The following is a 12,824-nucleotide window of genomic DNA, read 5'->3' as shown; positions in this document are numbered from 1 at the left end:
TTCCGTTATCCGCGCACGTCAATTGTGTCTATTCCGTTGCCGAACCGTGGCGCTCGGACCGTTCCTTCGCTGCGTGCACTGCTTCGATGAACGCCGAACGGACACCGGCACGCTCCAACTCACGTACCGCTGCCGCTGTCGTACCGCCCGGCGAGGTAACCGCCGCACGGAGATCGTTCGGCGACTCGCCCGACTCCTGAAGCATCGCTGCGGCCCCGACCATGGTCTGCACGACCAGTTCGGTAGCAGTCCGCAACGACAAACCGACCCCGACGGCGCCATCGATCAGCGCCTCGGCCACCAAGAAGCAATAGGCCGGCCCCGACCCGGATACCGCAGTCACCGCATCCATCTGGTTCTCGGCCACTGTCGTTACCCGACCCACCGCGCCGAGTACTTCACCGACCGTTTCCAGATGACCCGGCCGAGCGTAACGGCCGGGTGCGATGACGATCATGCCTTGTCCTACCAAAATGGGAGTATTCGGCATCACCCGGACGACCGGGAAGCCGGCCGGAAGTTTGTTCTCGTACCGTGAGGTCGACACCCCGGCGACCATCGAGACCAGCACCTGTTCCCGCTGGCCACCGAGCTCGATGCGGCCCAGATCGGTCAATACCCGGTCGACATCGCTCGGCTTGACCGCGAGCACAACCAGGTCCGCACCTTCCGCCGCGTCGGCGGCGGCGTCGGTCACCCGGACGCCGAGTCGGGACGACAGATCGGCGGCGCGGCCACCATCGTGCTCGGCGACGACCAAGTCCTTGATCGCGTAGCCCGCGTCGATGAGGCCGACGACCAACGCCTCACCGATCCGGCCACCGCCGATGACCGCTACCCTCGTCATGGCGATCAGCCTAGGAACCTCCCCCGACGACGTCCGCGGCGCCCCCCGGCGACCATCAGCTCTTGGGTAGCAAACCCAGCTGTCGGCTCTGCGATACCAGCGCGCCGGACGCGTCCAGCACCAGGTGGTCCTCGTCGAAGGTGCCGCCGGTCACCGCGATCACGCTGGAAATCACCCGGAACCAGCCGGGTACGGGACGGCGGCGCAGGTAGGTCGTCAGCTGCACCGTCGGCGCCCAACCGGCATAGCCGAGGTTGAACACCGCAGGCGGGCTGACATCGGCGAGCATGCTTGCGAACAGCAGTGCGACATCCGGATCGGCGGCATCGGCCGGGGACGGCCGCGCCCACAGGCGGACCACCGGCTCGCTGCGAGCTCCGGTGCAGAATGCGGCGGACGTCCGCTCCAGCCGGATGTCGAGTTCGGCCGCGAAATGCACGACCGAGCCGGGCGCCGCCTCGGCCATCCGTTCCGTCGCCTCGGCCGGTGGCGCCACCGGCATCGCCGGATGCGGCGCCTGGTACGCCGGTGCCTGCTCGCCGAGCCGGCCGAGCGTCACCGTAGCCAGTACGCAGGTACGACCATCCTGGCTCAGTTCGACGTCGACCAGGCAGATCTGTCGACCGGTCTTGCGGATCGTCACCGCGTAGGTGACCTCTCGCGGCTCCGGCGCACCGAGGAAGTTGGTACTGATCGCGAGCGGCTGCAGCGCGGCTGCGGCCGGCAGCTGCCGGGTCAGCCAGGCTCGGGCGGCAGCGGCGCAGCCCGCCTGCAAGGTGCCGCCGTGCACCTTCGGGCCGACCGTCCAGACCGGATCGATCGATCCGGTGAACCGGGCGGGGCCCGCCGGGGTGAGCGCGCAGACGGCAGCAAACGAGGCAGCCGACACCGGCCCGGCCGTCACCGCGCGTCGTCCTCCCGGTCGGCGGGACCGGTGCGGCCGACCGGCGCGGGATCCGGTGGCACGGTCAAATGTGCCCGAGCGAAGCTCAGCGCCCGCTCCAACATGGCCGCGCGTTCGGTCACCGTCCGCGCGTTCTGTGTATTGATCTCGATCACGGCTTGCCCGACAAACCCACGCCCGGCCAGGTAACGGCACAGCTCGACACAGGGCTGACTGCCGTCGCCCGGAATCAGATGTTCGTCGTAGGCCGCTCCCCGACCGTCCGCCAGATGGAGATGGCGGAGTCCGCGGCCCATCTTCGCGGCCAGCGCGAGTGCGTCCATCCCGGCGGTGGCGGTATGCGACAGATCGAGGGTGTAGTGCGCGTGCCCGACGTCGGTCGGGTCGTAGGACGGGCTGAACGCGGAAATCCCCAGCCCGGGTCCGCCGCGCCGATGCAGCCGCTCGACCGCCGAGCTGCCCCGGCCGAAGAAACTGTCGGCGCGCATCGGGAACATGTTCTCCACCGCGACGATCACCTCGCTGCCCGCTTCCAACTCGGCCACCTGCTCGGCGAACCCCGAAGCGTAGGCCCGCTGCCATCGGAACGGCGGATGCACCACGACGGTATCGGCGCCCAGCGCTTCCGCGGTCCGTACCGAACGAGCCAGCTTGGTCACCGGGTCGGCACCCCACACCCGCTGCGAGATGAGCAGGCAGGGCGCGTGCACGGCCTGGACCGGCACGGCGTACTCCCGGACCAGTGCTTGCACCGCAGGTACATCCTGGCTCGCCGGCTCCGCCCAGACCATCAGCTCGACTCCGTCGTAACCGAGCTCGGCCGCATAGCGGAACGCGGCTTCGGTGTTCTCCGGATAGACCGAGGCCGTCGATAGGCCGACCAGCACCGGTCGCCGTGGCACCGCGCTCGTCTGTCCCGTTGTCGGTCCTGTCGCCATCGTCACCTCAGCCCGAGCTCAGCAGAAACACCAGCGGACCGATCGTCACGCAGATTCCCACCACGATCGCGATGACCGTACTGAGCAGATCGTCGGTCCGGCGGACGACGCGGACCAGCGCGACCAGCGCGATGACGACCAGTACCGCCAACACCAACGCCACCACCGGCAGCGTGTCCCACAGCTCCTCGAAGCCCTTGAACTGCAAGGCGCCGACGATCACCGCGACGATCACCTGGGCGGCCAGGACCAACCACTGACGCAGCGGACTTGCCGCGCGGCGGGCACTGCGTCGGGTGGACTCGCCCCCCGCGGCCGCCGGGTCCGGCGTCGACCGATTGATCCGCTTCGATCGATCCGTCCGCTTCGATCGATCCGCCGGCTCCGACCGGCGCGGCCCGGCGGGCGACGGCGCCGGCTGTACCGGTTCGGCCGGCGCCACGGCGCCGGATGCCCGGCTGCCGACCTGCCACGCCGTCCGCTCGTCGGATCGGCCGGTGATCGCCGGGAACTGCACGGTCTCGATGTCGTTGCCGGAGATGTCGGTGCCGGAGACCCGACGCGCGTGTCCGGTGCTCGCGGCGCCGCTCGAGCTGCCGTCGGTCGCGCTACCGCCGGTTGCACTGCCGTTGGCTGCGCTGCCGTTGGTTTTACTGCCGTTGGTGGTACCGGCGTTCCCTGGGGCCTGGTCGACCGACCACGCCGCCGTCGGCACGTTCCGGGTGTCCGGGCGCGGCGGATCCGGCGCGATCGGTTCGGCGAACCGGGCGCGGGGTATCTCGGTCAGCTCGACGCGGGAGTAGTCACCGGGCAGAGGCTGGTTCGCCGAGCGCGTGCCGGCGGTATCCACCACCGGCAATTCGCCGGTGAGTTCGGCGACCGGGATACTGCGCGCGCCGCCCCGACGGCGGCGCCCGTTCCCGGTCGCCGAGCTCTTTCCGTTCCGGGCGAGCAACTCGGCGACGGAGATCTGACTCGTCGAGTCCGGAGCCCGTTCATCGGTCATTTCGCCGCAACCTTCGCCGTCCGCCTGTCGTCGCCGTTTACCCCGAGTGTCACACCATCCACGCGCTCGCCACCGAGACCAGTATCCAGTCTGCGCAGAATCAAGCCTTCGCGCAGCGCCCACGGGCAGATCTCGACCGATTCCAGATCGAGCGCCCGCATCGATGCCTCGGCGATCAGCGCCCCGGCGACGATCTGCGGCGACCGGTCCGCGGTCACGCCGTCCAGCTCGGCCCGATCGTCCGCGGTCATCCGGGAGATGAAGGCGATCAGTTGCTGCAAACCGGTCCGGGTGAGGGTCCGGCGGACCCGCGGCCCGGCCGAACTGGGTGCGGCACCGGCCAGCCGCGCCAACGATCGGAACGTCTTCGAGGTGCCCACCGCAAGATCCGGGGTTCCGGCCATGGCGAGCTGCTTGGCCGGGTCGGCGAGTTCGGCGTCCAACCAGTCCCGCAGCACCCCGATCCGCCGCTTGCTCGGCGGGTCTTCGACCAGCCATTCCCGGGTCAATCGGCCGGCGCCGAGCTGCAGCGACAACGCCACCTCGGGATCTTCGTCGCCACCGACGGTCAGCTCCAGCGAGCCGCCGCCGATGTCCAGGTCGAGAATGGTGCCCGCGCTCCAGCCGAACCACCGGCGCACGGCCAAGAAGGTCAGCCGGGCCTCGTCGACACCGGAGAGCACCTGCAGCTCCACCCCTGCGTCGGCGCGGACCCGGGCGAGCACGTCGTCGGAATTGGCCGCCTCGCGCACCGCGGAGGTAGCGAATGCCATGAGTTCGCCGCAGCCCGAGGTTGTGGCGATGCTGGCGAACTCGGCGACCGTGTCGACCAATCGCTCCGCACCCCGATCGGTGATCCGGCCGTCGTCACCCATCGTCTCGGACAGCCGTAACGCCGACTTCGTCGACGACATCGGAGTGGGATGCGCACCCCGATGTGCGTCTACCACCAGTAGATGGACGGTGTTGCTACCGACATCGAGAACCCCAAGGCGCACACCGATACGGTACTGGTGTCCTGACCTGCGTGTGCGCTCCCGGCGTCCTGGACTACCGTTCGCTGGCGTGACCGCCCGTCCTACGACGCCCGAACCGACCCCCGAGGTGGGACTGGACTTCCCGCGGGAGTGGATCGAGTTCACCGACCCGGACCAGGAAGATCATCAGATCGTCGCCGACCTCACCTGGCTGCTGTCGCGCTGGTCGTGCCAGTTCGGCACCCCCGCCTGCCACGGCATCATCGCCGACCGCCCGGACGACGGTTGCTGCTCGCACGGCGCCTTCCTGTCCGATGCGGACGACCGGGCCCGGCTGGACCGCGCGGTGGCCATGCTCACCACCGACGACTGGCAGTTCCATCGGATCGGACAGAGCAAGCAGGGGTACGTCGAGGAGGACGAGATCGACGACGAGCCGGCGGAACGGACCCGCCGCCACCACGGGGCGTGCATCTTCCTGAACCGGCCCGGATTCACCGGTGGCGTCGGTTGCGCATTGCACATCATGGCGGTGCGATCGGGGATCGAACCGCTCGAGGTCAAACCGGACGTGTGCTGGCAGCTGCCGATCCGGCGTACCCAGGATTGGGTCGAACGGCCCGACGGCGTGCAGATCCTCCGTACCGTGATCACCGAATACGACCGGCGTGGCTGGGGCGAAGGCGGCGCCGACCTGGACTGGTACTGCACGAGTTCACCCGACGCGCATGTCGGCTCGCGGCCGGTCTGGATGTCCTACGCCGCCGAGCTGACCGAGTTGCTCGGCGCCGCCGCGTACGCCGAGCTGGCCGAACTGTGCCGGCGCCGACAGCAAACCGGCCTGATCGCGATCCACCCGGCGACCTCTGCCGCCCGGCGGCTCACGCCGGCCGAAGCCGAATGAGCGGGATCGTGCGGCCCACCTGTGCGCTCCGCAACCGATAGTCGGCGTAACCGGGGTAGACCCGGTCGGCCGAGTCCCACAACCGTCGCCGTTCGTCCGCGGCGGTGACCTCGGCGGCAAGCCACTCGGCACCGTCACCGTCCTTGCCGATCCGCACCCGCGGATGCGCCCGGAGGTTGTAGTACCAGCTCGGATGCGCGTCCCGGCCGAAGTTGGAGGCGACCAGCACGACGTCGTCGCCGTCATGGAAGTACAGGACGGTGCTGGTCCGCGGAAGCCCGCTCTTCGCTCCGGTGGTGGTCAGCAGGGCCGACGGCAGCATCAGGCCCATCCCGATCCGCCCGCCGGTAGTGCGCAACAGCAACGGATCGACCCGCGGCGCAACGTTGATCGCGGTCCACCGGCCGATCGGGGTACCGAGGAACGCCGCATACACGCGCGTCGGCAGGGCGACCCGCGCCTGCGGATCGACCCGGGGCAGTGGCTTACCGACCGATGCCTTACCGACCGATGCCTTACCGACCGATGCGGACGAACGACTCATCGATCCAGCTTACTGGCAGCGGTGCCTCACACCTCGAGTTTGTATCCCAACCCGCGCACGGTCAGCAGCCGCTCCGGTTTCGCCGGATCGTTCTCGATCTTGCCGCGCAACCGCTTCACGTGCACGTCGAGTGTCTTGGTGTCGCCGACATAGTCCGCACCCCAGACCCGATCGATCAATTGCGCCCGGGTGAGCACCCGGCCGCAATTGCGCAGCAGGTATTCCAGCAACTCGAATTCCTTGAGCGGCAACAACACCGGTTCGCCCCGAACCAGCACGATATGCCGTTCGACATCCATCCGGATCGGGCCGGCCTCAAGCACCGGAACCACGCCGTCCTCGTCGAGGTCGGTTCGCCGCCGGAGCACCGCCCGGATCCGCGCGATCAGCTCGCGCGCCGAATACGGTTTGGTGACGTAGTCGTCGGCGCCCAATTCCAGCCCGACCACCTTGTCGATCTCACTGTCCCGGGCGGTCACCATGATCACCGGCACGCTGTACCGGCTGCGCAGCTGCTTGCACACGTCGGTGCCGCTCATTCCGGGCAACATCAGGTCGAGCAACACGATGTCGGCGCCCGCGCGATCGAATTCGGCCAGCGCGGAAGGCCCGTCGCCGACCACCTTCACCTCGAACCCCTCCTTGCGGAGCAGGAAGGCAAGCGGATCGGCCAACGACTCCTCGTCCTCGACAATCAGGACACTGGTCATCTCGCAGCTCCTTCTCGGCGCTCGGTGGTCCGAGCGGTCGGTCGGTCGGGTTGGGCCGCAACGCCGGCGGCCGCGCTGCCCGATTCCGCGGACCGGTGCACCGGAATCCGCAGGGTAAAGGTGGAGCCGGTACCGAGCTTGCTCCAGAGGGTGAGTTCGCCGTTGTGGTTGGCGGCGACATGTTTGGCGATCGCCAGCCCCAGACCGGTCCCACCGGTGGCCCGCGATCGGGCCTTGTCCACCCGGAAGAACCGCTCGAACACGCGCTCCTGGTCACGTTTGGCGATGCCGATGCCCCGGTCGGTCACCGAGACGGTGACCATCCCCCCGCGCAAGGCCCGACTGATCGACACGTGCGAGCCGGCCGGGCTGTAGACGATGGCGTTCGCCACGAGGTTGGTCAGTGCGGTGACCAGCAAGGTCCGGTCGCCGAGCACCTGCAGCCCGCTGGCTCGGTCGGTGGTGACCTGGATTCCGCCGACCTCGGCGGCAGTACGCGAGCGGTCCACCGCCAGCTCCACCACGTCGTCCACGTCGACCGGCTCGGGATCGGGCAGCTTTTCCGCGCCCTGCAGCCGGGACAGCGCGATCAGTTCACTGACCATCGAGCCGAGCCGAAACGCCTCGGTCTGCATTCGGCCGCCGAAGTGCCGCACCGAGTCGGGATCGTCGGCAGACTCCAGCAAGGCTTCAGCAAGCAGGCTCAGCGCACCGAGCGGCGTCTTCAGCTCGTGGCTGACGTTGGCGACGAAATCGCGTCGCGTCGCCTCCATCCGCACCTGCTCGGAGTCGTCGTCGGCGAAGAGCACCACCAGACCCGGCTGATCAGGGCCGAGCGAACGGGCCCGGCAACGGACGGCGATCCGTCCCCGACCGGGCAGCGGGTGCTCCGCCGTGAGGTCGCAATCGACCGGCCCGCCGGTGTCGAGCACCCGCGCCGCCGCCACCCAGGCGCGATCGTCGAGGAGATCATCACGCACCAACCCGAGCTCGGCCGCCCGCGGGTTGGTGACGATCACGTCCCGGTTCGCGTCCACGACGGCGACGCCGGTGTCGGCGACCTGCACCACTCGGTCCGCCAACTCGGCCGAACGGCGACGACGACGTTGTTCGGCGTCGACTCCGCAGCGTCGGACAGTCCAGAAACAACCGACGACGGCACCGGTCAGCAGACCGGCGAGCAACGCCACCGCCGGGAGCAGCACTGTCTGAACCACGCCCACGGTTGGAAATCCTACGTTTCCCCGAACCGTCGCCGAACGCCCCGGCAGACCTTTTCGCCGCAGGTCACACTGCCGAAGCCGGACATTCGCCGGGCGTTTACCTGGCGTTCGCGTACCGCACCCGGGAGGACCGACCGGAGCGGAAGCGCTACTTGCCGCCTTGGCCAGCAACCGCAGCGGCGCCGGCAGCGGCCGCCTCCGGATCGAGATAGGCCAGGGTGCCGAGCGGCCGCAGCTCCTCGTCGAAGCGGTAGATCGCGGGCACCCCGGTCGGAATGTTGAGTCCGGCGATAGCCGCGTCGGAGATGCCGTCCAGATGTTTTACCAACGCGCGCAGCGAGTTTCCGTGCGCGGCGATCAGCACCGTCTTGCCGGCGCGCAACTCGCGGCTGATCGTCGTCTCCCAGTACGGCACCATCCGCGATACCACGTCCTGCAGGCATTCGGTGCGGGGCACCGAACCGGCGGCGTACCGCGGGTCGCCTTCCTGATCGTAGGGATCGCCCGGCGCGATCGGCGGTGGCGGGATGTCGTAGCTGCGCCGCCAGAGCATGAACTGCTCGTCGCCGTACTCGTCCCGGATCTGCGCTTTGTCCTTGCCTTGCAGCGCGCCGTAATGCCGCTCGTTCAACCGCCGGTCCCGCACCACCGGAATCCAGTGCCGATCCGCCGCATCCAGCGCGAGAGCGGCCGTGTTGATCGCCCGGCGCAGCAGCGAGGTGTAGACGACGTCGGGGAGCACGTCGTGCTCGGCGAGCAGCTCACCGGCACGGCGGCCCTCGGCCATCCCCTTCTCGGTGAGCTGCACGTCCACCCAGCCGGTGAACAGATTGAGCGCGTTCCACTCACTCTCGCCGTGCCGAAGCAATACCAGTGTGCCGTTGCCCATGGCGGAAATCTTGCCACGGCGGCCCACCCGACGCGCTGCCGCAGCTGCCCCGACGCCGACTATTCCGGCTGTTCGGCTACCGGCGGGGCGGCGCGGCCTGGTTCCTGGTCCCCGCGGTCCTGGTCCCCGACAACGAGGTGCTCGAACGCGGCGAGGTTCGCCAAGGACTCGCCCCGGGACACCCGCCAGCGCCATTCCCGCCGAATCGACTCGGCGAAGCCCAGCTCCAGCAGCGTATTGAAGTCACCGTCCGAAGCCTCGACGACCTGGCCGAGTACCCGGTCCAGCTCGTCGGCGGTCAACGCATCGGCCGAAATCCGGCCGATCAGATAGATGTCGCCGATCCGATCGATGGTGTACGCCACGCCGTACAGGCGCCGGTTGCGTCGCAGCAGATACCGGTGCACCCCGGCGAGGTTCTCGTCCGGATGCCGACACACGAACGCTTCCACCCGCGCGCCGTGTGGGCCGAGCGTCAGCAGGCAGGTGGTCTTCAGCTTGTGTTCGCCCGGTAGATCGATCACGAACTCGGTCGGCGACGGATGACGGAATTCCAGCTCACGCTCCGCGAGCGCGCCGGCGATCAGGTCGGCGGTGGCGGTCAGGTCGGCGGTCATGCCGGCATTCCACCACCACGCGGGCCGCTCGCGCGGCTCTCCCCGGTGCGCCGCGGACGCCAGCGGACGCGCGAGCGCGGCCGAGACAGCGGCCCACCCGCCGGTCGGCGCATCGCGCCCTCGATCGCCCTGGCGTAGCTGTCGAGCAAGCCGTCGGCGGTATGTGCCCAGGAGAATTGGGCTGCGTGCCGGACTGCGGCGGCGCTCATCGCGGTTCGGCGCGCCGGATCCGCCAGGAGCGCACCGATCGCCGCCGCCCAATCCTCGACCTGATGCCCCGGCACCAGGACACCGGTCACCCCGTCCCGGATCGCCGTGCCGAGACCGCCGACGTCGGCGGCGACCACCGGCGTGCCACACGCTTGCGCCTCGATCGCGACGAGACCGAACGACTCGTTGTGGCTGGGCACCACGGTCAGATCGGCCGCCCGGTACACCTGCACCAGCCGGTCCGCCGGCTGCGGCGGCAAGAACGTGACCTGCGCCGTGATGCCCAACTCGGCGGCGAGGTCGATCAACGCATCGGGCCGGTCCCGGCCGCTGCCCGACGGGCCGCCCACCACCAGAGCTCGCAACGGTCTGCTCGGGTGGTCGGCGAGCAACCGCGCCACCGCACGCAACAGCAGGTCCGGCGCCTTGAGCGGTTGAATCCGGCCGATGAAAGCGACGATCTGCTCGCCCGGGTCGAGACCGAGCTCGGCCCGCGCGGCGCTCCGGTCGCCCGGCCGGTACCGGGTCAGGTCGGCCCCCGGCAGGACGACGTCCACCTTCGCCGCCGGGGCCGCGTAGACCTCGATCAGCTGCCGGGCCTCGTCGGCGGTGTTCGCGACCAGCCGGTCGGCCTCGACCACCACCTGCCGCTCGCCGTACTCGCGGGCCGCCGGCTCGGGCCGATCGCCGGTGGCCAGCGCCGCGTTCTTCACCGCGGCCAACGTGTGCGCCGTGTGCACCAACGGCACCCGCCAGCGGTCCCGGGCCAGCCAGCCCACCTGGCCGGACAGCCAATAATGCGAATGCACCAGCGCGTAATAGCCGGGTTCGTGCCGCGCTTCCTCGCGCAATACCCCGGCAGCGAAGGCACACAGCTGGGTCGGCAGGTCTTCCTTGGCCAAACCCTCGAACGGACCCGCCAGCACGTTGCGCACCGTCACCCCGGGGGCCGCGGCGATCACTGCGGGCTCGGCCGACGAGGTTGCCCGGGTGAAGATCTCCACCTCGACGCCGCGGCGCGCCATCTCGATCGCGGTCTGCAGGACGTAGACGTTCATCCCACCGGCGTCGCCGAGGCCGGGCTGCGCCAGCGGCGACGTGTGCACCGAGAGGACGGCGATCCGACGGGGTGCGGCAGCGGGCATGCCTTACATGGTGCCTGGCCGGTGGATCGGCGGCGCACCGGCCGCTTGTCTCTACCCGAGTTGTCGTTATCCGAGGCTGTCGACGAAGGCATGCAGCTCCGCGACGAAGCGCGCCGGATCGTGCACGAACGGCGCATGTTTGGTATCCGCCCAGTAGGACGTCCGGAATCAGTTCGGCATTGTGCCTGGCAGCGGCGATATCGACGACCGGATCGGCGAGGCCGTGCACGATCAGGGCCGGCACGTCCAGCGCCCGCAGGGTCGGGTCGTGGTCGACCGTGCGGTAGAACAACGCCTTGCGCACCCGCGGCGGGGTGGCCAGGCTCGCCCCGAACAACGCCTGGGCGTAGGTGCCGTTGTCCGGGCCCGAACCGGTGCTCGCGTCGCCGAACCCGGCGAACGCGCGCACCGCGCGGCCCGGCCGCTCCTCGAACACCCCCGGAATGGCGTGCTGCATCGCGGCCCCGGCTTGGCCACCCGGCACAGCCCGGCCGACCCCGGTGATCGCGCCCACGTATCCGATCCCGGCGAGCGCACCGGTTCCGTACACCGATACGTAGTCGGTGAGTACCAAGCCGCCGTAGGACCAGCCGAGCAGCACCGCGCCCGCGGTCACCTGCTCGGCGGCGAGCACGGCTGCCACGTCCGCGGCCCAGCGACGCGAATCGTCGTAGCCGTCGAGCGGCGCGTCCGAGTAGCCGTGCCCGCGCAGGTCCACCGCGATCACCCGGTAGCGCCGAGCGAGCTCGGCCGCCACCGGCGACCAACAACGCAGGTCGGCCGACCAGCCGTGCAACAACACCAACGGCCGCCCGTCCGCGGGCCCGGTGCGTCGATAGACCAGCGAGGTGCCGTCGGCGCTCTGCGTCTCGGAGATCATGCCTGCACGGTAACCGCCGGGTAGCGTGCATCGGGTGGGCTGGGTGGAACGACTACGCGCAACCGGTGCCGATCTGTCCGGCGACCCGTTATCTGCGCACGTCGGCGTGCCGACCGAGGGTTATCTGTGGCGGTTCACCCAGCCGGAGTCGGGCAGCACCCTGCTGGTTACCGCGACGGTGAATCGGACGGGTGCCGACACCTGGGGCCTGGTCACCCTCGCCGCGCATCCCGAGGGCACGGTGCACACGGCCACCACGAGTGCCGCGACCGCCGATCCCGATGCGTTCGGCGTCACCGCCGGTGCGGCACTCCGCGCCCGCCCGGACCGGCTGCGCGTCGACCTGGGGCCCGACGCACAGCTCGATGTCGGTATCACCGAGCCGGTCGGCTGGCCCCGCCAGTCCGCCGGTGCCGCGCTGGTCGAAGCGCTACCCGGGCTGAACCGGTACTGGCACCCATGGTTGTTCGGCGGTCGGGTGACCGGGTCGGTCCGGATCGGCGGCGTGACCCGAACTTTGGACGGCGCCCAGGTTTACGCCGAGAAGCATTGGGGCAAGGGGCGGTTTCCGGACTACTGGTGGTGGGGTCAGGCCCAAGGCTTTGCCGAACGGGAAGTATGCGTCGCTTTTGCCGGCGGCGCGGTGCCCGACAGCGCCTACCGCCGGGTGGTGACCGTGGTGGTACTCGCATTGCCGGACGGTCAGGTGCTTCGGATCGGCGACCCGATCATCTCCGGGGTCCGCGGCCGCGCCGACGGACAGCGCTGGTCCTTCCACGGCCGATCCGCACGTACCGGAATAACGTTGGAGGGCACGGTGATCGGCGCCGAGCCGCTGGCGCTGCCGGTACCGCTACCGGACCGGCGGGCAACGGTGACACCGGCCGTCACCGATCCGGCGGCCCGGCTCCACGTCGGCGTCCGGCAACGCTCGGAACTGATCTGGAGCGGCGAATCCCGGCTGGCTGCGCTCGAATACGGCGAGCGGACCGATCCCCCGGAAGCACCGGGCGATCCGACGTGATCGACC

At 69.8% G+C, this 12,824-nt stretch carries 13 protein-coding genes and 1 pseudogene; 2 read left to right on the top strand and 12 right to left on the bottom strand.

Annotation, left to right across the window (positions count from 1 at the left end):
• Nucleotides 1-28: 28 nt before the first annotated feature.
• The 5 genes from proC to KV203_RS02850 are packed head-to-tail and all read right to left on the bottom strand — an operon-like array spanning nt 29 to nt 4,693.
• Nucleotides 29-847: a pyrroline-5-carboxylate reductase gene (proC, locus tag KV203_RS02870; protein ID WP_066466789.1), complete on the bottom strand. Its 819-nt coding sequence runs from the start codon at nt 845-847 to the stop codon at nt 29-31.
• Between the two features lie 55 nt (nt 848-902).
• The gene (locus KV203_RS02865; RefSeq protein ID WP_083529731.1) at nt 903-1,751 is read right to left on the bottom strand and encodes a thioesterase family protein; all 849 of its coding nucleotides are present in this window, start codon (nt 1,749-1,751) and stop codon (nt 903-905) included.
• A complete protein-coding gene (locus tag KV203_RS02860; RefSeq protein WP_066467106.1) occupies nt 1,748-2,689 on the bottom strand; it encodes a sugar phosphate isomerase/epimerase family protein in 942 nt (313 codons plus the stop codon). Before KV203_RS02860 ends, KV203_RS02865 begins: the two co-directional genes overlap by 4 nt.
• A 7-nt stretch (nt 2,690-2,696) precedes the next feature.
• Nucleotides 2,697-3,695 (bottom strand): hypothetical protein, encoded by a 999-nt coding sequence (locus KV203_RS02855; protein WP_066466790.1) that lies wholly within the window; start codon nt 3,693-3,695, stop codon nt 2,697-2,699.
• The gene (locus KV203_RS02850; RefSeq protein ID WP_066466791.1) at nt 3,692-4,693 is read right to left on the bottom strand and encodes a Ppx/GppA family phosphatase; all 1,002 of its coding nucleotides are present in this window, start codon (nt 4,691-4,693) and stop codon (nt 3,692-3,694) included. Before KV203_RS02850 ends, KV203_RS02855 begins: the two co-directional genes overlap by 4 nt.
• A 67-nt stretch (nt 4,694-4,760) precedes the next feature.
• Between KV203_RS02850 and KV203_RS02845 the strand changes: the two genes are divergently transcribed.
• Nucleotides 4,761-5,576: a DUF3109 family protein gene (locus KV203_RS02845; protein ID WP_083529732.1), complete on the top strand. Its 816-nt coding sequence runs from the start codon at nt 4,761-4,763 to the stop codon at nt 5,574-5,576.
• Here KV203_RS02845 and KV203_RS02840 read toward each other — a convergent pair.
• The 7 genes and pseudogenes from KV203_RS02840 to KV203_RS02810 all read right to left on the bottom strand — a co-directional run bounded on the left by KV203_RS02840 (nt 5,554) and on the right by KV203_RS02810 (nt 11,794).
• Entirely contained in the window at nt 5,554-6,120 is a 567-nt protein-coding gene (locus KV203_RS02840) for a nitroreductase/quinone reductase family protein (RefSeq protein WP_066466792.1), read from the bottom strand. The genes KV203_RS02845 and KV203_RS02840 overlap by 23 nt on opposite strands.
• 26 nt (nt 6,121-6,146) lie before the next feature.
• Nucleotides 6,147-6,830 (bottom strand): response regulator transcription factor, encoded by a 684-nt coding sequence (locus KV203_RS02835; RefSeq protein WP_066466793.1) that lies wholly within the window; start codon nt 6,828-6,830, stop codon nt 6,147-6,149.
• Nucleotides 6,827-8,053, bottom strand: a complete 1,227-nt coding sequence (locus KV203_RS02830; protein WP_066466794.1) for a sensor histidine kinase — start codon at nt 8,051-8,053, stop codon at nt 6,827-6,829. The genes KV203_RS02835 and KV203_RS02830 overlap by 4 nt, the downstream gene beginning before the upstream one ends.
• A gap of 148 nt (nt 8,054-8,201) precedes the next feature.
• Nucleotides 8,202-8,942, bottom strand: coding sequence for a phosphoglyceromutase (locus tag KV203_RS02825; protein WP_066466795.1), 741 nt, complete (start codon nt 8,940-8,942; stop codon nt 8,202-8,204).
• 59 nt (nt 8,943-9,001) lie between these two features.
• On the bottom strand, nt 9,002-9,559 hold the full coding sequence (locus KV203_RS02820) for a type III secretion system chaperone family protein (protein ID WP_066466796.1): 558 nt from the start codon (nt 9,557-9,559) through the stop codon (nt 9,002-9,004).
• Nucleotides 9,556-10,914 carry a D-inositol-3-phosphate glycosyltransferase gene (mshA, locus tag KV203_RS02815; protein ID WP_066466797.1) on the bottom strand — a complete coding sequence of 453 codons (1,359 nt, stop codon included), beginning with the start codon at nt 10,912-10,914 and terminating at the stop codon, nt 9,556-9,558. The genes KV203_RS02820 and mshA overlap by 4 nt, the downstream gene beginning before the upstream one ends.
• Before the next feature lie 66 nt (nt 10,915-10,980).
• Nucleotides 10,981-11,794: pseudogene (locus tag KV203_RS02810) on the bottom strand (alpha/beta fold hydrolase).
• A 34-nt stretch (nt 11,795-11,828) separates the two neighbouring features.
• Here KV203_RS02810 and KV203_RS02805 point away from each other — a divergent pair.
• Entirely contained in the window at nt 11,829-12,818 is a 990-nt protein-coding gene (locus KV203_RS02805) for a tocopherol cyclase family protein (RefSeq protein WP_169797438.1), read from the top strand.
• Nucleotides 12,819-12,824 lie beyond the last annotated feature (6 nt).

It is taken from the genome of Skermania piniformis, from assembly GCF_019285775.1.
Taxonomy (GTDB): Bacteria; Actinomycetota; Actinomycetes; order Mycobacteriales; family Mycobacteriaceae; genus Skermania; species Skermania pinensis.
Note: the sequence above shows the minus strand (reverse complement) of the source record. Positions and strands in the feature narration are given on the sequence as shown.

Coding starts and splice junctions, on each gene's coding strand:
- proC (WP_066466789.1), bottom strand. CDS start 847: ATGACGAGGGTAGCGGTCATCGGCGGTGGCCGGATCGGTGAGGCGTTG.
- KV203_RS02835 (WP_066466793.1), bottom strand. CDS start 6,830: ATGACCAGTGTCCTGATTGTCGAGGACGAGGAGTCGTTGGCCGATCCG.
- KV203_RS02855 (WP_066466790.1), bottom strand. CDS start 3,695: ATGACCGATGAACGGGCTCCGGACTCGACGAGTCAGATCTCCGTCGCC.
- KV203_RS02840 (WP_066466792.1), bottom strand. CDS start 6,120: ATGAGTCGTTCGTCCGCATCGGTCGGTAAGGCATCGGTCGGTAAGGCA.
- KV203_RS02820 (WP_066466796.1), bottom strand. CDS start 9,559: ATGACCGCCGACCTGACCGCCACCGCCGACCTGATCGCCGGCGCGCTC.
- KV203_RS02825 (WP_066466795.1), bottom strand. CDS start 8,942: ATGGGCAACGGCACACTGGTATTGCTTCGGCACGGCGAGAGTGAGTGG.
- mshA (WP_066466797.1), bottom strand. CDS start 10,914: ATGCCCGCTGCCGCACCCCGTCGGATCGCCGTCCTCTCGGTGCACACG.
- KV203_RS02860 (WP_066467106.1), bottom strand. CDS start 2,689: ATGGCGACAGGACCGACAACGGGACAGACGAGCGCGGTGCCACGGCGA.